The 20,742-nt window shown below is 37.4% G+C and carries 18 protein-coding genes; 14 read left to right on the top strand and 4 right to left on the bottom strand.

All coding sequences use genetic code 11. From position 1 onward, the window contains the following. Nucleotides 1–187 precede the first annotated feature (187 nt). From IGL30_RS06295 to IGL30_RS06285, 3 genes are all read left to right on the top strand, one after another. Nucleotides 188–1,639 carry an amidase gene (locus IGL30_RS06295; protein ID WP_123874769.1) on the top strand — a complete coding sequence of 484 codons (1,452 nt, stop codon included), beginning with the start codon at nucleotides 188–190 and terminating at the stop codon, nucleotides 1,637–1,639. A gap of 231 nt (nucleotides 1,640–1,870) precedes the next feature. Beyond that, a complete protein-coding gene (locus IGL30_RS06290) occupies nucleotides 1,871–2,560 on the top strand; it encodes a hypothetical protein (RefSeq protein ID WP_240210631.1) in 690 nt (229 codons plus the stop codon). Between the two features lie 6 nt (nucleotides 2,561–2,566). Further along, nucleotides 2,567–3,556, top strand: a complete 990-nt coding sequence (locus IGL30_RS06285) for a sce7725 family protein (RefSeq protein ID WP_123874771.1) — start codon at nucleotides 2,567–2,569, stop codon at nucleotides 3,554–3,556. Nucleotides 3,557–3,630: 74 nt separating this feature from the next. Here IGL30_RS06285 and IGL30_RS06280 read toward each other — a convergent pair whose 3' ends face one another. The 3 genes from IGL30_RS06280 to IGL30_RS06270 all read right to left on the bottom strand — a co-directional run bounded on the left by IGL30_RS06280 (nucleotide 3,631) and on the right by IGL30_RS06270 (nucleotide 7,305). After that, nucleotides 3,631–4,188 carry a guanylate kinase gene (locus IGL30_RS06280; protein ID WP_088745354.1) on the bottom strand — a complete coding sequence of 186 codons (558 nt, stop codon included), beginning with the start codon at nucleotides 4,186–4,188 and terminating at the stop codon, nucleotides 3,631–3,633. A gap of 202 nt (nucleotides 4,189–4,390) precedes the next feature. After that, nucleotides 4,391–5,572, bottom strand: a complete 1,182-nt coding sequence (locus IGL30_RS06275; RefSeq protein ID WP_123874772.1) for a NupC/NupG family nucleoside CNT transporter — start codon at nucleotides 5,570–5,572, stop codon at nucleotides 4,391–4,393. A 230-nt stretch (nucleotides 5,573–5,802) separates the two neighbouring features. Beyond that, entirely contained in the window at nucleotides 5,803–7,305 is a 1,503-nt protein-coding gene (locus IGL30_RS06270) for a DUF1846 domain-containing protein (protein ID WP_123874773.1), read from the bottom strand. A gap of 156 nt (nucleotides 7,306–7,461) precedes the next feature. Here IGL30_RS06270 and IGL30_RS06265 point away from each other — a divergent pair, with 156 nt between their 5' ends. The 11 genes from IGL30_RS06265 to IGL30_RS06215 all read left to right on the top strand — a co-directional run bounded on the left by IGL30_RS06265 (nucleotide 7,462) and on the right by IGL30_RS06215 (nucleotide 20,003). Then, complete coding sequence (locus IGL30_RS06265) at nucleotides 7,462–7,653, top strand: hypothetical protein (protein ID WP_010719153.1); 192 nt, start codon at nucleotides 7,462–7,464, stop codon at nucleotides 7,651–7,653. A 329-nt stretch (nucleotides 7,654–7,982) separates the two neighbouring features. Continuing rightward, nucleotides 7,983–8,879 (top strand): hypothetical protein, encoded by an 897-nt coding sequence (locus IGL30_RS06260; protein WP_010719154.1) that lies wholly within the window; start codon nucleotides 7,983–7,985, stop codon nucleotides 8,877–8,879. Beyond that, nucleotides 8,879–9,946, top strand: a complete 1,068-nt coding sequence (locus IGL30_RS06255) for a hypothetical protein (RefSeq protein WP_088745356.1) — start codon at nucleotides 8,879–8,881, stop codon at nucleotides 9,944–9,946. Before IGL30_RS06260 ends, IGL30_RS06255 begins: the two co-directional genes overlap by 1 nt. A gap of 138 nt (nucleotides 9,947–10,084) precedes the next feature. Beyond that, a complete protein-coding gene (locus IGL30_RS06250; protein ID WP_123874774.1) occupies nucleotides 10,085–11,017 on the top strand; it encodes a cation diffusion facilitator family transporter in 933 nt (310 codons plus the stop codon). Nucleotides 11,018–11,209: 192 nt separating this feature from the next. Further along, a complete protein-coding gene (locus tag IGL30_RS06245; RefSeq protein WP_010719157.1) occupies nucleotides 11,210–11,998 on the top strand; it encodes an AzlC family ABC transporter permease in 789 nt (262 codons plus the stop codon). After that, nucleotides 11,991–12,308 (top strand): AzlD domain-containing protein, encoded by a 318-nt coding sequence (locus tag IGL30_RS06240; RefSeq protein WP_010737579.1) that lies wholly within the window; start codon nucleotides 11,991–11,993, stop codon nucleotides 12,306–12,308. Before IGL30_RS06245 ends, IGL30_RS06240 begins: the two co-directional genes overlap by 8 nt. Before the next feature lie 151 nt (nucleotides 12,309–12,459). After that, the gene (locus tag IGL30_RS06235) at nucleotides 12,460–14,073 is read left to right on the top strand and encodes a polysaccharide biosynthesis protein (protein WP_123874775.1); all 1,614 of its coding nucleotides are present in this window, start codon (nucleotides 12,460–12,462) and stop codon (nucleotides 14,071–14,073) included. A gap of 157 nt (nucleotides 14,074–14,230) precedes the next feature. Next, on the top strand, nucleotides 14,231–15,079 hold the full coding sequence (locus IGL30_RS06230) for a DegV family protein (protein ID WP_010719160.1): 849 nt from the start codon (nucleotides 14,231–14,233) through the stop codon (nucleotides 15,077–15,079). A 158-nt stretch (nucleotides 15,080–15,237) separates the two neighbouring features. Further along, complete coding sequence (locus IGL30_RS06225; protein ID WP_010719161.1) at nucleotides 15,238–15,717, top strand: DUF6530 family protein; 480 nt, start codon at nucleotides 15,238–15,240, stop codon at nucleotides 15,715–15,717. Between the two features lie 21 nt (nucleotides 15,718–15,738). Continuing rightward, a complete protein-coding gene (locus tag IGL30_RS06220) occupies nucleotides 15,739–17,973 on the top strand; it encodes an AAA family ATPase (protein ID WP_123874776.1) in 2,235 nt (744 codons plus the stop codon). 380 nt (nucleotides 17,974–18,353) lie between these two features. Beyond that, nucleotides 18,354–20,003, top strand: a complete 1,650-nt coding sequence (locus tag IGL30_RS06215) for a glycoside hydrolase family 13 protein (RefSeq protein ID WP_375371643.1) — start codon at nucleotides 18,354–18,356, stop codon at nucleotides 20,001–20,003. 168 nt (nucleotides 20,004–20,171) lie between these two features. On the opposite strand, the gene IGL30_RS06210 is transcribed toward IGL30_RS06215, so the two are convergent. After that, complete coding sequence (locus IGL30_RS06210) at nucleotides 20,172–20,726, bottom strand: TIGR01440 family protein (RefSeq protein ID WP_034697955.1); 555 nt, start codon at nucleotides 20,724–20,726, stop codon at nucleotides 20,172–20,174. Nucleotides 20,727–20,742 lie beyond the last annotated feature (16 nt).

Raw genomic sequence — 20,742 nt, 5'->3', positions numbered from 1 at the left:
GTTAGCTTTTAGTCTATTCGTTGGTTTGCCATGATTAGTACCTTAGCTATTAGGATTCAATAGGTGTATATAATTACTGATAATAGCACCACCGTTTCTAACATGAAGCGTAATCATTCTTTTTGTTTGTTGAATAGAAATATGAGAAAATTACACAAAGGTATGACAAATAAAAGGAGGGATTTACTTGAAAGATGGCATGGAGATCGTGAAGGGTCTAAAGAAGAAGCAGTTCAGTTACAAGGAATTAGTCAAAGAGGTTAGCCAAAAAGTAGCAAAATTAAATCCAGAATTAAACGCGTTCGTTACTTTTGAAACAGATCAACCAATTAAAGATGAGGCATCAATTCTAAAGGATGAACAGCCTTTAAGCGGCTTACCGTTCCCGTTGAAAATGTTAGGACAGGAAAAGCAAGGCTGGTTAGCTACATCAGGCTCAAAGCTTTTTCAAACTCATCGCTCATCTAGAAATTCAAATTTTGTTTCGCAAGTTGAAAAAATTGGTCTTATCCCACTGGGGCAGACGAATGCACCAGAGTTTGGTTTTAAGAATATCACCGACCCACAACTTTATGGTCCAGCTAAAAATCCTTGGAATCTTGCGCATTCGCCAGGTGGTTCAAGTGGTGGGGCAGCAGCCGTTGTTGCTTCTGGTATTTTACCGATCGCTGGTGCTAGTGACGGTGGGGGATCAATTCGCATACCTGCTTCCTTTTGTGGTCTGATTGGGTTAAAACCTTCACGAGGAACGATGCCAGTTGGTCCTCATGCTTGGCGAGGTTGGCAAGGAGCAGCGATTGATTTTGGTTTGACCATTTCTATGAGAGACACCAAAGCTTTATTTGCAGGACTGCGAAGTATCCATTCAGGAGCGCCTTATCAAGTTTCGCCAGCGGAATGGCAAGAGTATCCACCAAAAAAACGGTTGAAAATCGCTGTTTGCACAGAATCACCGATCCACACAAAAATCAGCGATGAAGCACGACAAGCAGTGACCAATGCGGTGACATTTTTAGCACAAGAAGGCCATGAAATCATTGAAATCAATTACCCTCTTGATGGAAGAGCCTTGATCCAGTCTTATTACCAAATGAATGGAGCAGAAACAGCTAGTATGATTCACTCGATTGAATCTGGGTTAGGACGGTCGGTTGCTCAAAATGAACTTGAACCGATTTCTTGGGTACTACTAGAATACGGCAAGAAGGTTTCTGCAGCGAACTATATCCAGTCGCTTCATGTTTGGGATCATGCAGCAATCACAATGGAAGAACTATTTCAAACTGTTGATCTTTTTCTTTCGCCGACAACAGCATTTACTGCTCCAGAAATTTCCACTGATCTTCAAAGCGATGAAATTCGGGCAAAAATGGCTGGAATCAACGAATGCAACGAACAAGAAAGTTTAGCAGTTATTTCTGAAATGTTTGAGGAAAGTTTAAAGATCACGCCTTACACCCAACTGGCAAATTTGACGGGACAACCAGCAATCAGTTTACCCACACATATCAGTGAGGAAGGTCTGCCTTTGGGTATCCAATTCATGGCTGCCAGAGGACGAGAAGACTTGCTCTTTCACATTGGCGAAATCTTTGAAAATCATCAAAAATTCTATTTACCGCCAAGTTATCAACAATAGTCAGTTGAAGAAAAGCAGTTGGGACTAAGAAAAATTTAGACTCGACTGTTTTTTTCTGGCTGTCAACTATCTCGTGACGATGTTTTGTCCCATTCATTTCGCAGGATTAAAGTGAACAAAAACTAATTCTAAATATTTTTAAGGAAACGATTCAAATAATAATTAACGATAGATTTTTTGTTGGATCTAAGGTAGAATGGGTAGGCGAAAATATGTTCGGAGGTGGAGGAATTGAAAACTCCTTTAACGATCGAGATGGAAACTTCTCTTTATCAATACTGTATCGAACAAGGGGGCATTCTCGTAGAAGAGGTGACCATGCCTGACGACCATGGTATCGTGGATACGTTAAGTTGTCTCACAAAGTTTGATGGTACAAGAGAGTGGCGTTGCTATGAGTTGAAAGTATCAAAAGCGGACTTTCGTTCCACTGCAAAATTATCGTTTGTCGGGAATTACAATTATTTTGTATTACCTCAAACACTTTTTGATGAAGTCAAAGCTGAAATCCCCACTGGTATCGGTGTTTTAGTTTATCGACCTTACGGGATAGCAGAAGAGATGCCAGCTTCTGGTACATTCATTATTGCTAAAAAAGCAATGAAGCAACCGTTAGCAGTGGCAGAAGAGGCGCTGCTCAACCGTTTTATGGCTTCATTATTTAGAGAAGTAAGAAAAGCCAAACAGATGGAACGAGGCGTCAAATATTTTCCAACTGATCAGTTGTATAAAGAATTAAAAAAACGTTCAGATTCTCAAGATCCATTTGCCAAAGAGCGTTACTATGAACGCTTTATTGAAGAAACAGAAAATCAAGCGATCCAAGATTTACAAGCAGAAATCAGCGCTTTACAGCAAGACTATGAGAATCTGCGACAAAAGCAGCAAGTTAGACGCTTGCCAACAGAGCCATTGGAGTGAATAAGCATGTACTATCCTTATTTGAGAGGGAAACAGTTTGATCTTTTAGCATTAAAAGAAATGATTCAACAGAATCTATTATCTAAAAAGGTGGTTCCCATCATCGAACCAGTTCGTGATTCAGCTACCTTTAAAAACGTTGTCGAGTTATTCCAAAAAGCAAATCACCCGCTGATCATCATCGATAATCCCCAAGTGGGTCAGTTCAAACTTTTTGATGAACATTTACATTTATGGGAAGAAAAAGAAAATAGTTCCATTCAACATGCAATGATCATCACGTCCGATAATTACCAACAGATCATGGAGCAACCACCTAAATTGATCATTTTTGATGGACAACATCAGCCGCGTGATCCAAAAATATGGAAAGAACTTTCAAAAATGGATACTCATTTTTTGTTACCAGACCATAGTCGGTTCCATATCTGGTTACCAGAAAACAAAATCATCATAAAAGAAGCCTTTAAACCAAGAAAACACGTAGAAGATTATAGCGAAAAAATAGATGATTTTTTTAGCGACGACTATTTGTTTTTTAAAGAAGAGGGGAATCATGGCTTTTCAGATTTTACGATTGAAGGAAGTCGCTATTTTGATAAAGGCTTTCCTAGTCGGGCATTGGCACTTCATCTGACCTATGTTGATGCATATGGTAATCTCAGAGTAAAACATTTTATTTCTGATACGAACGATTCAGCTAAGGATCAAGCACTAAAGTTTTTTGAAGCTGTTGAAAAAATGCAACAGTGGGTATTGAGGAACCAAGATCAACTGTTGATTACAACGGGTATATTAGCCCTGCTTTCTTTGAAACAACAAAAAAAATTTCCTGGTTTAGGTGTATTGAAAAAATGGACATTGGTCCATCATTTAGAACTGCTCAGTTTATTATTAGACCAGCCGACTAATTGGTTACGCATGTATTCTAAAGTAGAAGAATTACATTCGCTGATTTGTGGTATTGGACATACAGAACGACAAAAATTGGTTTGATTCCCCTCACTAGTTTATGTTTTGAAGCTAGTGAGAGATTTTTTTGCTAATCAATCCTGTTTATCAAAATAAGATCATTCTTTGAGCATTTTTATTTGTCGCTTAAATTGGTTTTTGGTGGCTTCTAACCCTTCATTATTTGCTAAAACAATGAGGTTTGGTAGTTTTTTTAACTCATCTAATTCCTTCGTGTCTTGCTCAAAAAGAGCGAGCCTTTTTTTGATTTGATCCGGAGCATCTCCACGTTGTTCTAAACGCTGCTTCAATTTGTTTTTAGCGATAGTCACAAATACTGGTTGGATCTGTTTCCCAAATGCATGGAAGAGTGCCCAAAAACCAGCAGCTGTTAAAATCGTATAACAATCACCATTTTTCAACTTTTGAGCAATCTCCCTCTTAGTTGAACCATATCTATGTCCCGCATATTCATCCCATTCCACAAATGCCTGTTCAGTGATCAACTGCTCAAATTTGTCTTCAGAGAGAAAATAGTAATCTTTTTGATCGGTTTCACCTTTTCGAGGAGGACGAGTCGTCGAAGTGACAATTTTTTCTTTTGGTTCAAAAAGAGCATTAGCAATAGAGGTTTTTCCTGAACCAGAAGGACCAATAAATACATAACATTTGTTCATCATGAATCTCCTTCAAATCTTTATTTCCTTTATTAAACGATACACGAGAAAGTTTCTTTTAGCAATTGTTCTTTTCGCATAGATATTCCAGTTGTACGCCAATAAATTTTGTTTTATAAAAAACACTCTCTTGAGTCTTTAGAAAATCGTCTAAAGAGCAAAGAGAGTGTTTTAAATATACAGTTCAATTAAATTTAATCATTTAGACTAGTAAACCAGTGACGATCGCACTTAAAAAGCTGACTAATGTGGCAGTCAATAAGATTTTTAATCCATGTTTCGCAACTAAGTTTCCTTTTTCTTCATTTAGACCTTTCATAGCACCCGAAATGATTCCAATGGAAGAGAAGTTAGCAAAAGATACTAAAAAGACAGATAAAATAGCTGTTGTACGTTCAGTAAAATGCAGGTTCCCAGTGGCTAGTTCTGTCATCGCAACAAATTCATTTGTCACAAGTTTCGTCGCCATGATACTACCCGCATCCACAGCTTCTTTCCAAGGAATCCCGCTGATAAATGCTAGTGGAGCAAAGATGTAACCAAGAATTTCTTGGAAAGAGATCCCAAAGATTCCACTAAAAATGGCATTGATCATAGCAATAAGAGCAACGAATCCAATCAACATAGCAGCGACTGTAATCGCTACATGAAAGCCGTCAAGAATATATTCTCCAAGCATTTGGAAGAAAGTTTGTTCTTCGTTTTCTTCAATGATCAACTCATCTTCTTTTTCTTCTAATTCATAGGGATTAACGATGGAGGCCAAGATATACCCACCGAATAAGTTCAATACCAGCGCAGTAATTACATACTTAGAATCGATCAACGCCATATAAGAACCCACGATCGACATCGAAACAGTCGACATGGCAGAAACGCTCATGGTAAATAAACGTTTTTCAGATAAGAAAGGCAATTCTTTTTTTATTGAAATAAAAACTTCAGATTGACCTAGTATTGCTGAAGCAACACCGTTGTAAGATTCTAATTTCCCCATACCATTGATTTTACTTAAACCCAATCCAACTGCCTTCATGAATAATGGCAAGATCTTGATATAACGCAAAATCCCGATGATTGCAGAAATAAAAACAATCGGCATCAAAACATTTAAGAAAAACGGTGCACTGCCTTTATTGGCTACCCCAGCAAAAACGAAATTGACTCCTTCACCTGCAAACGCCAGTAAATGATCGAATACTTTCGCTAACATGGAAACGACTGCTGTACCAAAAGTCGTTCGTAACAAAATAAAACCAAAAATAAATTGCAACACGATCATCAATAGTAAAGTTTTTACTTTGATGGCTTTCTTGTTGGTACTAATCAAAAAAGCAAGGCTAAAAATAAAAAGTAATCCAATAATTCCTAAAATCTGACTCAAACTATCACTCCTAATCAAAATTCCGTTTAATTTTACACGTTTTATCGTTAAAATACTAATTTTTTGCTAAGATTATCATCGCTTTTTTAGACTGAAACGCATACATTTCAATTGAAACGGATACAACAAAATAAAACTCTTAAAAGATTATCAGTTGCACTTTTTCAGGTGCAATTTAAATAAAATCTTTTAAGAGTTTATTCAGCTTTTTGTTCATAAAGAAACAATGATTATTGATAAAATAAATTTTCCGATGGATAGAAGGGAGCACTTGTGATATCAATACCTAATTGTTTCAACGTTTGTTCGTCATTTTTATTGACGATGACTGTCGAGTGAGCTTGAGCACCATCTAATTCAGCAAGTTTGTCATAAGCTACTTGAGCGATAGGGTTGGTTACCGCACTGATCGAAAGAGCAATCAGTACTTCATTTAGGCTCAATGTATCAACGGAAGAATGCAGTGCGGCAGACTTCATCCCTTGAATCCGTTCTAGAACAAGTGGCGACAACAATGGAATATTATCTGAGATATGTGCCAAATGTTTGATCGCATTTAAAATGACGGCAGCAGAAGCATTCATTAAAGAACTGGTGCGTCCTGTAATGATCACTTCATCGGGTAATTGGATCGCGATCACCGCAGAAGGATCGTTGCTGTCATTTTGAACAGTTTTTGCATACTCATGAGCAGGCAATACCACTTGACGGTCTTCAGGTTGAAGACCTACTTCTTCCATGATCAATTTAATTCGATTTACTGCTTCCTCATCGATCAATCCTTTTTTGAAATCACACTCTGTTTGGAAATAGCGGCGGATGATTTCTTGTCGAGAAGCTTCTTGCACAACTTCATCATCAACGATTCCGAATCCCACACGATTCACACCCATATCGGTAGGGGATTGATAGATTGATTCTTTACCAGTGATTTTTTCAATGATCCGTTTGATTACTGGAAAGGTTTCAACATCTCGATTATAGTTTACAGCAACCTTGCCATAGGCATCATAATGGAAGGAATCGATCATATTGACATCTTTTAAATCCACAGTGGCAGCTTCATAGGCAATGTTTAGTGGATGTTTCAATGGGACATTCCAAACAGGGAAGGTCTCAAATTTTGAATAACCTGCTGATTGTCCTTTTTGGCTTTCATGATAAAGCTGATTCAAACATGTTGCTAGTTTGCCACTACCAGGTCCAGGAGCAGTAACAACAACGATTGGTTTACTGGTCTCAATATATTCATTTTTGCCAAAGCCGTTTTCAGAAACGATTTTTTCAACATTGATTGGATAATCTTCAATTTCTGAATGTTTGTAGACTTTGATATCACGTCTTTCTAATTTATTGACGAAGACATTCGTAGCTGGCTGACCATTGTAACGAGTAATGACGACACTATTGATAGATAATCCGTAGCCACGCATTTCGTCGATCAAGCGTAAAATATCCATGTCATAAGTGATACCATAATCCCCACGAATTTTATTACGTTCAATGTCTCCAGCGTAGACGCAAATCAAGATTTCTGCTTGGTCTTTTAATTTTTGTAACAATTTGATTTTTGCATCTTCTTCAAAGCCAGGCAAAACACGTTTGGCATGCTTATCATCGACCAATTTGCCTCCAAATTCTAAATATAATTTGTCATAGTGATTCACTCGTTCAAGGATATATGCTGATTGTTCTTCGATATATTTCTCTGAATCAAAACCGATTTTTTTCACGAGATTCCCTCCTTAAGTACTAAAGCATTTTTTCATTTTTTTTGATTTTCGTCAACTAGTAACTAACACCGGATTAAAACAACAGATAAAATCTCAAATCTGGCTTGTTTCATCTTAAATTCATTGGTATGATAGTTTTGATAAGGAAGGTGTCACATGAAAAAAAGACAGAAAAAGAAAAACGCATATAAACAATATATCCGTTCGATTTTTACCGGTTATGAAAAAATGCTCGAAAATACTGATTTAGAAGAGATGAAGTTTACTTACTTGAATGAAGAAACACTATTATCTCGTGATGAAAATCAGCGCATTCACTTCACAACCAGAGATCTGCCTCAAAAATAAAAAAATTACTGAGTGAAAAAGAGTGGGGGGATCTGTAGTAACCCCCAAAAGTTAGAATCTAACTTTTGGAGGTCGCTTCAATCCTCTTTCCACTCTTTTGTTTTACTCTCGATACGTAAGATTATTCAATAGTGAAAGTACAATAATCAGACCTTATCAAAACGGTGGATAATCAATGAATATTGATTAAAAGATACATAGAGGAGGAAGCCCTTTGTAACATTTTTTTCTATAAAATGGTACTATTAAATTATCAATTCAATAGTAAGTAAACTCAACCTATTGTGCTTCTGTCCAAGAAAGTGGATAACTGTGAGGAGGTAATCAAAATGAAAGAAACACCACAAGAAAATAACGAAGAAATCATCATTCAACAAGAAGATGACACTACTTTTTTTGATATCAAAGAAAAAGCTAGCACGAATCTATCTCAACTGTTAGAGGATTTACAAGCATTTGAAAGAGCTGTTCGTGAAGAAAACATTCCAGAAATCTATCAACTGTATAATGGTCATTTAAATGAGGAATTGAAAAAAAGTTCGAATGAAAACCATGAAATCGATCAGCTATTAATGCGGAAAATTCATGATCGCTTTATTCAAGAATTTCCATTTATGGAGCTAGTCGAAAAGATTTCTCCTACGATGAGTTATTACAAGATCGGTACGTATTATCACGAAAGGCCAACAATTGGCATCGATGCTAGTCTTCCGGAAATTTTCGTTTTGCCCCAAATTGACGAAGAGTGGGGCACCTATGCAAACCAGGAACCGGATGACTACAGTCAACAAATTAACGAACTTGATGCTAAAGTCATCACTGCAAAAGCCGAGATCGATCGTCTGGATGAAGAATTAAAAGAAGTGGATCGCCAAATCTCTGATCTGGATGACACTAAAGGATTCTTAAATCGTAAAAAAATTGATGAAGAAATCCAAGAACTGAAAAAACAAAAACAAGCATTATCGAATGAAAAATTAGGCTGGATGCCTTATCTTGAAGCACCTGAAAAAATCCAAAATCAAAAAGCTGCTTTACTTAACGAAGCAAAAGCGAATCAATTACGTGCAGCGATCGTTGAAAAAGAACAACGACAAATCAATCGCTACTTCGGTGGGATAGAAGGGTTCAGTCAAACCATCCATCATTTCCTAATGAATTACTTAGGTAATGTTGATCCACATGAAAACCCAGAAGTATCGATGCAAGAGGGAGGGGTAGAGTAATGAATGAGCATGAAGAGTTAGAAAAAAATGAAGAGCTGGAAGCACAATCGTTAGCAGAAACGACTGTGGCGGAAGAAGCAATAGAAACAGATCCTGAAAACTCCAGCAATCACTCTGCTTCTGAAGATGATTTGCTTGATGAAAATGAACAGGTCACTTCTGAACAATTAGAGGCAATTGAATCCAGTCATCCACATGAAGCGAGGGAAAATCAAGTCTATTTAGAAACAAAAGAAAAAGACCATCAAGACATTGTTCTTTTAATTGAAACAGCAGAGGCAGAATTAGCGGATTTACGCTTACGAAAATATCTACTTGAATCGGACTTTTCACAATTATTAGATGCTTTTGAACGCTATATCTTAATAGCAGAACCTATTTCCCCGATTGGTAAGACAAGTTTGATCGAATACTTTACTTATGAGTTGCTAAAACCTTTAAATGATATTGGTTTGAAATTCTCTAATACCACTTATGATACTTGGGAAACACGACATTTTTCGATCAACTATCGTTTGAATGATTCCAATCAATTAGTATTTTCTTTTGTTCTTCCGACGATTGATCAACGATACCAAGTGGAATCACTCAACTTATTGGAAGTTTCACCAGAAACGATGGAAATCACGGTTCAGGATGACCGTGTGTTATCTTTGATTCGTTATTGGTCTGTTGAACGGGTATTCTCTGCTGGTCAACTGACTATTTTCAATCATAAGTTCAACCAAATATTAGCTCATGCACGTCACTTAGGTTTTTTAGTCAAGCAAACTTTACTAGATAACACCCAACCGTTACATCTGAATCTTCAAAGTCAATTTGAATTGACTGACCAGGTACTAGATGACATCTTTATCGTAGCGATGAAAAATCCTCAATATGATTTTGAAAAAATTGGAGAAGAAAAATACCAAGTTCTATTAGATAAAGGACAATCCATGATCATTTCCAAAAATCAGAAAAACCAAACAATGCTTGAAGTTTCTTCCGGGGAGTACCATCGATCAGTGATTGATTTCTTTATCAATTACGAATTTTTGGTTCCTTTGATGGTTCGAAAGGCTTAGACAGGATATAAACGTGTGGCAATCCTTAGAGAGATTGTCGCATGTTTTTTGTTCCGTCTGCAGGCAATAGATCACACGGTTCTTCCGAGAGATAGTTAACTGAGAAACTGTTGAGAAGAAAAGAAAGAAGGAAATAAGATGGAAAATTTTAAAAAGAGCGGGATGTTCTCTGTGATTGCTGCATTAGGTGCGAATATTTTAGTTGCAATCAGTAAATTTGTCGGTTATGCCATTAGTGGAAGTGCGGCAATGCTGAATGAAAGTATTCATAGTATCGTCGATTGCAGCAATCAAATCCTTTTGCTTTTTGGGGATAAACGAGCGAATAGAGGGCAAAGCGAGTTACACCAATTTGGCGAAGGAAGAGCAAAATATTTTTTTAGCACAATTGTGGCAACCATGCTCTTTTTTGGTGGGGGAGCTTTGGGAGTCATGGAAGCTTTTGAAAAATTGACCCATCCTGCGCATGAAGTTGATAACTCATTGATCGTTATCATTATTTTAATTTTTGGATTAGCCATTGAAGGAACGTCATTACGTATCGCTATGAAAGAAATCCATGAGTTGAATACCGAAAAATTATCATTGATGAAATTTTTGAGAGAAAGTCGTCACAGTGAAATTTTGATCATCTTTACTGAAGATTTTTGTGCTGTGATCGGACTCATTCTTGCTTTATTAGGAACAGTCTTGACGATGGTAACAGGAATTGCGGCGTTTGATGCGATTAGCGGCCTATTGATCGGATTATTGTTGATGGGAGCTGCCATTTTCTTAGCAAAAGAATTTTATAGTTTGATTGTTGGTGAAAGTGTGACAACGAGTGACTTGATTAAAATCAAGCAAGCCTTTGAGCGTCCGGAAGTCTCTCGTTTGATCGATGTAAAGACCGTCCATCTGAGCCCAACTGAGGTATTGGTAGCTGCTAAAATCGATATCTTTGATCACCCAGAGAATGAATCCTGTGCAATCATCAATAACATTGAAGAAACGATTCGGCAGTCTTTAAATGATAAAAAAGTTTATATTTATATTGAAACTGATAAATATGACCCTAATTATCGAAGATGACCATGCTGATTCTTCAGCAAAATAATGCTTTTATGTTGCATAAAAATAACTTGTTTATGATTTGAAATTTCAATATTCAAGCTTAAAATGAGAAAAATATAATATTGTTTTTAGATAAAACGGCTACAATTTCGTTTTTTTATGTTACAATGAGTCCGCTGTTTATTTGTTGTAATTGAAGGAGACATTTTGATGAATAAAAAGAAAAGTGCGCCATGGCTTCAGGCTTTGCACGCAGTAATGCCACTTTGCTTAAGTTATATACCAGTTGGGTTAGCTTGTGGTGTCTTATTGCAAAAAGTGGGTTTTGATCCAATCTTAACCGGTCTGTTGTCCATATTAGTATTTTCGGGTGGAGCGCAATTTTTAGTTGCTTCGATGCTAACAACTCAAGCATCTTTTGCAACGACACTTTTGATGGTATTTTTCTTGGAATTACGTTACACATTGTTAGGGTCGAGTCTTTCAGGTTTTATGAAGAAAGAAAAGAGACTATTCTTGGCGGTATTTTCACAATCGTTAAATGATGAAAATTATGCGGTTAATTATCTTAAATATTCAACTGATCCTACATGGAATAAGCGTAAAGCTTTATATGTAAATTGGTTTTCGATGGCTTCTTGGACAGGTAGTAACATGATTGGAAACATGTTTGGTTCTGTTATCCATGTAGATGCTGATCTCGTTCACTTTGCACTGACTGCGATGTTTATCTTCATGTTTGTCATGCAAATGAAAAATAAGCTGCTCATTTTTACAGGATTGTTTTCTGGTGTATTAGGCGTTACTTTCATGGTCATGTTCCAAAATACATTAGGTTTAATTGCTGCGACGGTGATCGCCTCTTTTGCAGGGTTTGCTTTAGAGAAAGCTTTCAAAAAAGAGAAGGCAAAAAAATTAAAACGATTAAAAAACCGTGGCAAACATGTCAATGAACCACTATTCAACTTCCCAGAACAGGAGAGTCAACATCATGACTAAGACGTATCTTATTCTTTTAGTACTTAGTTTATTCGTGGTGGCTTATGTGCCACGACTATTCCCGATGCTCTATTTTACCCATCGGAAAGTCCCTTCATGGTTTAGTGAATGGATGAAATATGTGCCAGTGGCGCTATTCGCAGCTTTAGCATTCAAGGATGTCTTTATTACCCATGAACATTTAGCCATTGCTTGGAATATCAAAATCTTAGCTATGGTTCTCGTAGTTGGCGTGGCGTATAAAACTCATTCTATGGCATTATCAGTAGTAACTGGACTTGCTTCGGTATTTTTGCTGTCGATGTTTTAAACAGTTCCAAAATTTTGCCTTCTCTTAGTTTTAGAGAATGGCTTTTTTTTTGCCTTTTTTATTAAAATTTTAAGGATGATTTGTCCTTCTTTGAATTTTTGCTATAATGGGAAAGGTATTGATTTAAATATAGATAGTTGAGGAAAATTTAATGAATAAAAAATTGATGCAAGGAACATTTTGGTTAACCTTTGCTAATTTGCTTTGTAAGGTATTAGGTGTTGTTTACTTGATCCCATGGCTAAGTATGATGGGGAACAATCAAGAAGGAATGTTAGCGACCACTTTATACAATGTAGGTTATTTACCTTATGGCTTGTTCCTGATGCTGGGAACAGTTGGGTTTCCTAATGCGATTGCTAAAAAAGTCGCTGTAGCAACGAAAGAAAATGATGAACAGGGCTGTCGAACGATTTTTCGCAGTACCATCAATATCATGTTTGTCATTGGGATCGTTTCTGCTGTGCTGATGTATCTTTTTGCCCCGATGCTTGCAGGAATCAGCCCAATTGCAAATGTAAATAATGGGATCTTAGCAATTCGTAGTTTGTGTCCGTCATTGATCGCCATTCCAGTTCTTAGTGCAATGAGAGGTTATTTTCAAGGGAAAAACAATCTGAGACCTTATGGGACCTCACTAATCATTGAACAAGCGGTTCGTGTCCTGGTCATTTTAGCAGGAACGTTTTACTTACGCGTCTTGACCGATGGAACGATTTTAGAAGCTGTTCTGATCAGTACAGTGGCATCCTTCTTTGGTGGGTTAGCAGCAATTATCCATATGTATTTCGTTGGAATAAAAAATGATTATTTCAAATTAAAAGATTTCTTGATCTCTAGTCGCTATTTCAAGCATGAAAATCGGGCAGAGTCGGTATCGATCATTCGTGAAACTTTACCTTTCATCTTTGTGGGATCTGTTATTACCATCGTGCAAATGATTGACCAAGTGACGATGAAGCCGTTGTTGCATTTTTTCAGACCTGAAATCACGAATCAACAATTGGAATTTTTATTTAGTCGAGCATCAGTTAATCCCAACAAGTTGACATTGATCTTGATTTCTATGGTTGGTACAGTCGCAATCAGCAGTTTGCCGATTTTAAGTACTTTGAGAAAAAAAGATCGTTTGCAAATTGAAAAGACAGTAGGAGATAGTTTTTCAATTGCTGTCTTGATTTTACTTCCTTCTCTTGCGGGGATGTCATTATTGGCGGGTCCATTGTATACCTTATTTTTTGGATATGATCCTGATAGTGTCGGCTATTTCCAATTTGCCTTACTCGCTTCATTATTCTTTTCATTGTTCACGATTCTTTCGACGATGTTACAATCACTTAGCCATCATATGATTGCGATTCGGCTGACCGTTGAAGCGATTATTTTGAAAATTGTCTTTCAAGTGATTGGATTAGCACTATTTGACGGTTATGGTATGAGTTTTTCAAACACAATGGCTTTTGCGATCGTGTTTATCAGAGGTTATTTCTATATGTGTAAAGAGTATCGAATCGCACCTCTAGCTAAAATCAGATTTTTCTTTCTTAAAACATTCCGCTCAACCTTGTTGATGCTGGTTCTTTGTTCGGTTGTATTTATCCTATTGAACCTCCAATTGACGATGACGTCGAAAGCCCATGCTGTTGTTTATTGTGTTGGCCTTGGTGGAATAGGTGGGCTGACATTTCTCTTTGCTCAATTTGGCAGAAATGGGCTCCAATTACTTAAAAACTTCCAGCATCGGCATCACTCAACCAAAAATTAGGAACAACATCCAGTTCATGATAATTTTTTAAAGCTACAGAAAGTGAGAGGGACGTGATTGTTTCTCTCACTTTTTGAGTGAGAGGTTCAAATGTCATCTTTCTTATGATATAGTTAAATAGACTGGTAAAATTCTTTGAAATGAGGAAATTAAATAAATGAAACTTGCAGTAGTTACTGACAGTACGGCTTATTTGCCTGAACGAATCCAAAATCATCCTGATTTGTTCGTTATTCCGATCCCTGTCATTTTGGATGGGAAAATCTACAATGAAGGAATAGACATAGAAGCTGACGAATACTATGGGCTTCTAAATAAAAGCAAAGACTTCCCGACCACTTCACAACCTGCTGTTGGAGAAGTACTGGCGCTTTACGAAGAACTGAAAAGAAAAGGATACGATACCATCTTAAGTATCCATTTATCCTCTGGGATCTCCGGCTTTGTCAACACATTACATGCTATGAAAAACGACATTGACGGTGTAAAAATCGTTCCTTATGATTCTAAGATCACGAGTATGCCAATGGGTCACATGGTAGAAGCTGCTCTAGATTTAAATCAAAAAGGTCAATCTCTTGAAGAAATTATCGCACATATCGATCGTATCCGAGATAATACGTATGCTTATCTCATCGTGGATGACTTGAACAACTTAGTACGCGGTGGACGCTTGACTAATGGGGCTGCATTGATAGGTGGATTGCTTAAAATCAAACCGATTTTGACTTTTTCAGAAGGAAAAATCGTTTTATTTGAAAAAATCCGTTCAAGTAAAAAAGCTTTCGCTCGTGCCGAAAAAGTCATCGGCATGAGAAATGAGGAAATTGCACCACCTGTTAAGCTTTATGTGATTCATGCAAATAATTTGGAAGTTGCCATACAAGAAAAAGAAAAATTACAAAAACAATACCCACATGCTGACATTGAGATTGGTCATTTTGGTCCAGTGATTGGTAGTCACTTAGGAGAAAAAGCAATCGGGCTTGCCATCTCTGCGCAATAATTTAGATTATTCAATTCAATGCAAGCATCGTCTCTCATTCATTGGGATACGATGCTTTTTTTGCATTTTTTCTATATAAGGCGTATAATCCTTAAAAGTTTAGTAAATGAGTAAATCACTAGGTTAGTAATTTACTAAAAGAGAAAGGATGGATTTAGATGGAAATCCCAACAAATTTAAAACACAAACCTGTTATTGTCGTTGAAGACTATGATCAAGTTGATGGTAGAAATGCTTTGCATACGGATGCTAAAGGACTATCTTTAGGGTTAGCACAATGGAATGATCGTGGAAAAGTTGATATTTCAGGCAAGGTATGGCGCCATACGGGTGAAAAATGGTCACGTCAATCGGAAGAACTACCAATCACTCGGATCTTAGATCTAGCAATTTTAGCTGCGCAAGGGAGTTTGTATTTTCAAGATGCGTATCGCTATGAAAAATTTTATGATCCTGAAAATCCAGTTGTCGATATTATTGGACTTCAAGGGAATCGAATGACGGTTGAAGTGGATACCAAAAATCCTAAGATCGATGAAGATATTATGCTCTATTATGACACGTTACAAAAAGATGGCGAATTGATCGGAGAACGTTTCCGAATTTTGAAACGTCTATTAGATGATTTAGGGTATTAAGGAAAAAAGGAGTGAGGTACATTGGAAGATTTCTCACTGACAAAAGACCGTCAATTTTCAAGTGTTGAAAAACAAATGATTTGGCAAAAGCCAACGAGTCATCGAACCAGTCAAGAAGAACAAAGAATCGCAGCTGAAATCTTTGAAAACTGGAATGATCCTGAAATGAAGATCAGTAACATCTTGCTTGAAGGGGATGCTGGGTCAGGAAAAACGCAACTGGCTAAAGCTCTTTCGGCTGATTTACAACTTCCTTATACGAAAATAACTTGTTTTGCGGATATGGATAAATCAGATGTCTTTGGTGCGCTATTGCCTATTGTTGAGTCTGACGTAGATGAAGATCAAGAATTGATTGATGCAATCAACCAAACAGAGACATTAGAGGCTGTCTTACGGTTAATAAAAAATCACTATAATCTTAGTACAGAAATGGCTAAATCCAAACTGGCTGATTTCATCAAGCGGATGGAACAAAATGAAAATAGTAGCGTTCGCTATAAATATTATCCCTCTGAAATTGTTCGTGCGATCGAAAAGGGGTATTTGTTAGAAATCCAGGAGCCAACGGTGATCCGTGATGCTTCCGTATTAGTTGCTTTAAATTCCGCTCTTGAGCCAAATGGATTATTGAATTTACCCACAGGTGTCGTCGTCCGTCATCCAGATTGCGTCATCATCATCACAACAAATCGGAACTACCAAGGTAATCGTCCGTTGAATGAATCTTTGAGAGATCGGATGCAACATGCTGAGAAGATGGATTTACCTTCACTTGAAGTGATGGCTGAGCGAGCCTTAGGTAAGACAAAGATTCAACAACCTGAACTGCTCTTGAAATTAGCAGAGATCATTCGTTTATTAGATGATACTGCCAAAGCGAATGCCATCAAGGGAGTGGCTGGTATGCGTTCCTATTTTTATTGGGCAAATACTTGGAAACAAGGGCAAGATCTTTTCCAATCGATTTATCCTAAAGTTCTCTATAAATTGACCACTGTTCCAGAAGAATTGGAGATATTAACCCAAGCATTAGAACAAAGTGGGCTTCTTGAAGAACTTCGTGAATTATTACGGCAAATAAAGTGGGGACGTCTTTCAGAAGAAGCTTCAAGAAATCGAGGCAGAATCCTTAACGATGAAGAAGCTGATGAACGTAATATCGATCAACTAGCAGAAGAAACGTTGTCTTTAATGGAAAATGAGTCGCCTGAGATCGAAGAAGAAACTCCACCAGTGGAGAATGCTGAGATTGAAGAGGAAAAAAAAGCAGAGCCTTTTTCATTTGAACAAGAACGAAGTCAAGAAGTTTCAGGTCAGGGGCAACAGGAGCAACAAGCAGAAGATAATTCAGAAAAAATGTCTGCCTCTGATATGGAGGCTTACGACAAAGAAATCAAACGTGAGTTAACGAAAGAAGCACGACAAATAATGAAGGGGACGATGCACGAAAAAGAAGGACTGATCGTTCATCGACCAAAATTTGAACTCAAAGCACAAGAAGCAGAACAAATCAGACAACAAGTTTTACCGATCGTTGAAACATTAAGCCGTCAAATTTTAGATTTGTTGGAAAATGATGAATCAACGACTTATCAAAAAGGAAAATATGAAGGACAACGGTTCAATGCGAGTCGTGTGGCCTATAATGACCTAGGTTATTTTGATAAGAAAAATCCACCCCACGAACAACCTTCATTGGCAGTGGCTTTAAGGATTGATGAATCTGGTTCAATGATTCGAGATGAACGAATCGAAGCAGCAAAAAAAGCAGCGATCGCCATCGCAGAATTTGCTAAACGTGTAAATATTCCTTTAATGATTTATGGAGATACAGCAGATGTCTCAACGAGAGAAAAGACCTCGATTTTTTCTTATAAAGAATTTAGTGATGATTTCCAATGGTTAGATGAGAAGTTAGTGACGATGAAACCACGACAAAACAATCGTGATGGTGCCAGTTTGAGACTAATCGCTAACAAACTAAGCCAAGAAGCTGCCACGACTAAATTGCTGATCTCGATTAGTGATGGCCAGCCTAAAGCTTTGCCAGACTATACTGGGAAGAAGGCAAGGGAAGATATCCAAAGCGTTGTGTCTGAATATGACCGTCAAGGAGTCATCTTTGTGGCTGCTGCGATTGGACAGGATCAAAAAGAAATCAAAGAGATATATGGGGAAAATCGTTTCATTGATATGACAGACATCAACGAGTTACCACAGCAATTGATCCAATTGATTGCTCGCTATTTGTAAATAGCTGAAAATAGCTGGTGTCACGTATAAGTCCATTCATCGACTAAGAGAGATTGTGACAGAAGTGTCTAGCTCTGAGAACAAGCCGAAGAATTCGAAAATAGTTCCTATTTTTGGATTTTCCGGCTTGTTTTTTTGTTAGAGCGACTGCTGGAACAACGGGAAGAGGTTATGAACGCATTGTAGCGAATGGCTAAACACCATTTAGTTTATCTATCAGACACTTTTTGATCGTTAATCGACTGTTAAATCCTAACATTCTGCAAACCAGATAACGAAACAAAAAGGAAACTATTAAAGAGAAAACGATGTTATCGGTAACATCAACAAAAAATAGTGGCATTGTTTTATAATAGAGAAAAAGAGAAGGGAAGTAAACAATGACTCAAACAAAAGCTTGGTGGAAAGAAGCGGTCGGATATCAGATTTATCCTGCCAGTTTTATGGATAGTAATGGGGACGGCATTGGGGATCTCAATGGGATTCGTGAAAAGCTTCCTTATTTAAAACAATTAGGGATTGATTTTATTTGGATTAATCCAGTTTATTCTTCACCTTTTATTGATAACGGTTACGATATTAGTGACTACCAAAATATTCTAGAAAAATTTGGAACAATGGCCGAATTTGACCAATTACTGGCAGAAGCACATCTACAAGGAATCAAAATCATTATGGATCTAGTCATCAATCATACCTCTGATCAACACGAGTGGTTTATTGAATCAAAGAAGTCACTGGATAATCCTTACCGAGATTACTATATCTGGGTAGATGGAACACCTGAAAACGCTCCGAATGACTGGCAATCGATTTTTGGTGGCTCAGCTTGGGCATATGATGAACAGACGAAACAATATTATCTGCATGTCTTTGCTAAAGAGCAGCCTGATTTGAATTGGGAAAGCGAGAAATTAAAAAATGAACTTTTTTCTATGATTCGCTGGTGGTTAGATAAAGGGATCGATGGGTTTCGTTTAGATGCGATTTCCCATGTGAAAAAAGATGAATATTCTGTTAAAGCAACTGAAAACCCCTTTTCTCCTTTTCAAAATGTTTCCGGGATCGATGAACACTTAAATGAATTAAAAGATGTTTTTGATGACTATGACATTATGACTGTTGGCGAAGCTAGCGGGGTGTCGTCTGAAGAAGGTCCAGAATGGGTCGGCGCTGATGGGTATTTTGACATGATCTTTGAATTTGACCATATCTCGATTTGGAAGCACGAAAAAGAAGGGAAACTTGATGTTATCAATTTAAAAAGAGCGTTAAGTGCCTGGCAAACCGCTTTAGACGGTAAGGGTTGGAATGCACTTTATATGGAAAATCATGATACACCTCGTTCAGTTTCTGTTTTTGGTGATCCTGAACATTATTGGCAAAAATCAGCAAAAGCAGTCGCAATGATGTACTTTTTCCTGCAAGGCACGCCATTTATTTATCAAGGACAAGAAATCGGTATGACGAATATGCCGTTTACTGCCATCGAACAAATCGATGCCGTCGATTCAAGACGTCTTTATAACCAATTGCTAGAAGAAGGAAAATCTCCTGAGGAAGCTATAGATATTGTTGCTGATACAACAAGAGACAATAGCCGAACACCTATGCAGTGGGGATCAGAAAAATATGCCGGATTCTCAACAAACGAACCTTGGCTGATGGTAAATCCCAACTATCATACACTTAACGTAGAAGAACAAGAAAACGATCCTTCGTCGATCTTATCTTTCTACAAACAAATGATCCGCATCCGTCGTGAAAATCAAGGATTGATCTATGGTTCACTCAAAGAATATCTCGCTGAACACGACCAACTCTATGTTTATGAACGATCATTTACCGATAAAAACTATCTGATTATGGTCAATCTTACGAGTGAAGTAGCGGAATATTCATTACCGAATGAAGTTGATGTTCCTTGGGAATTACTTCTCACGAATCAAGAAGAACGTGTATTTGAACGAGTGGGTAAGCTTGATCCTTATGAAGCGAAATTATTTGTAAACAGTAAAAAAAGAAACTAAAAAAAGTTTGTCTTGAGCTTTCTAATGAAGTCCAAGGCAAACTTTTTTGACATACTGTATGAAGTTGGGTGACTGTACCTTTATAGAAATTAGATAATAAGTGAATATTTTATAATAAAGAATAACATTTACATAAATATTAGGTAGGTTACCAGTTAATTGATTCTTTTAAATCACTTCATACTCAGCTCGCGGACCACCAATGTATTTTGGACGTGAACGCAGAGCTGTAACATGCGCGGCTCCTAATGTTTGACTGCTTGGTCGAACAGGTACTTGAACGTGTTTGACATGCATACCGATGGAAGTATCACCGATATCGATTCCAGCTTGCGCTACCACATGTTCCACTTCTACTGGATCATCGAATTGGTCAAACGCTGCTACTGAACAAGCGCCACCAGCGTGTAAGGCTGGTACAACAGAAACAATTTCAAATTGTTTTTGCTCTGCTACGGAGCGTTCGACGACAAGGGCTCGATTAATGTGTTCACATCCTTGAACAGCTAAAGCGACTCCTAAAGGTTGCAATATTTCTCTAATCGTTTGGATAATCCACTGTCCAACTGGAGCACTTGAGTTTTTACCAATTTGTCCACCGACCACTTCACTGGTACTACATCCTAATACAAATAAATCGCCAGATTTTAAATTTGCTTCTGCTAATACCTCGTTGACCATTTTGGTTAATTCTTGTTTTAAAGATTCTTCTGTGATGCTCATTTTATTCTTCCTTTCA

This window comes from Enterococcus sp. DIV1089c (assembly GCF_050530965.1).
Taxonomy (GTDB): Bacteria; Bacillota; Bacilli; order Lactobacillales; family Enterococcaceae; genus Enterococcus_B; species Enterococcus_B hirae.
The sequence above is the reverse complement of the archived record's forward strand: the minus strand, read 5'-3'. Positions and strand labels throughout refer to the sequence as shown.

Bases quoted from the DNA above. Each gene is read 5' to 3' on its own strand.
- IGL30_RS06285 (WP_123874771.1), top strand. From the start codon at position 2,567: ATGTACTATCCTTATTTGAGAGGGAAACAGTTTGATCTTTTAGCATTA.
- IGL30_RS06280 (WP_088745354.1), bottom strand. From the start codon at position 4,188: ATGAACAAATGTTATGTATTTATTGGTCCTTCTGGTTCAGGAAAAACC.
- IGL30_RS06265 (WP_010719153.1), top strand. From the start codon at position 7,462: ATGAAAAAAAGACAGAAAAAGAAAAACGCATATAAACAATATATCCGT.
- IGL30_RS06260 (WP_010719154.1), top strand. From the start codon at position 7,983: ATGAAAGAAACACCACAAGAAAATAACGAAGAAATCATCATTCAACAA.
- IGL30_RS06255 (WP_088745356.1), top strand. From the start codon at position 8,879: ATGAATGAGCATGAAGAGTTAGAAAAAAATGAAGAGCTGGAAGCACAA.
- IGL30_RS06250 (WP_123874774.1), top strand. From the start codon at position 10,085: ATGGAAAATTTTAAAAAGAGCGGGATGTTCTCTGTGATTGCTGCATTA.
- IGL30_RS06245 (WP_010719157.1), top strand. From the start codon at position 11,210: ATGAATAAAAAGAAAAGTGCGCCATGGCTTCAGGCTTTGCACGCAGTA.
- IGL30_RS06240 (WP_010737579.1), top strand. From the start codon at position 11,991: ATGACTAAGACGTATCTTATTCTTTTAGTACTTAGTTTATTCGTGGTG.
- IGL30_RS06235 (WP_123874775.1), top strand. From the start codon at position 12,460: ATGAATAAAAAATTGATGCAAGGAACATTTTGGTTAACCTTTGCTAAT.
- IGL30_RS06230 (WP_010719160.1), top strand. From the start codon at position 14,231: ATGAAACTTGCAGTAGTTACTGACAGTACGGCTTATTTGCCTGAACGA.
- IGL30_RS06225 (WP_010719161.1), top strand. From the start codon at position 15,238: ATGGAAATCCCAACAAATTTAAAACACAAACCTGTTATTGTCGTTGAA.
- IGL30_RS06215 (WP_375371643.1), top strand. From the start codon at position 18,354: ATGACTCAAACAAAAGCTTGGTGGAAAGAAGCGGTCGGATATCAGATT.
- IGL30_RS06210 (WP_034697955.1), bottom strand. From the start codon at position 20,726: ATGAGCATCACAGAAGAATCTTTAAAACAAGAATTAACCAAAATGGTC.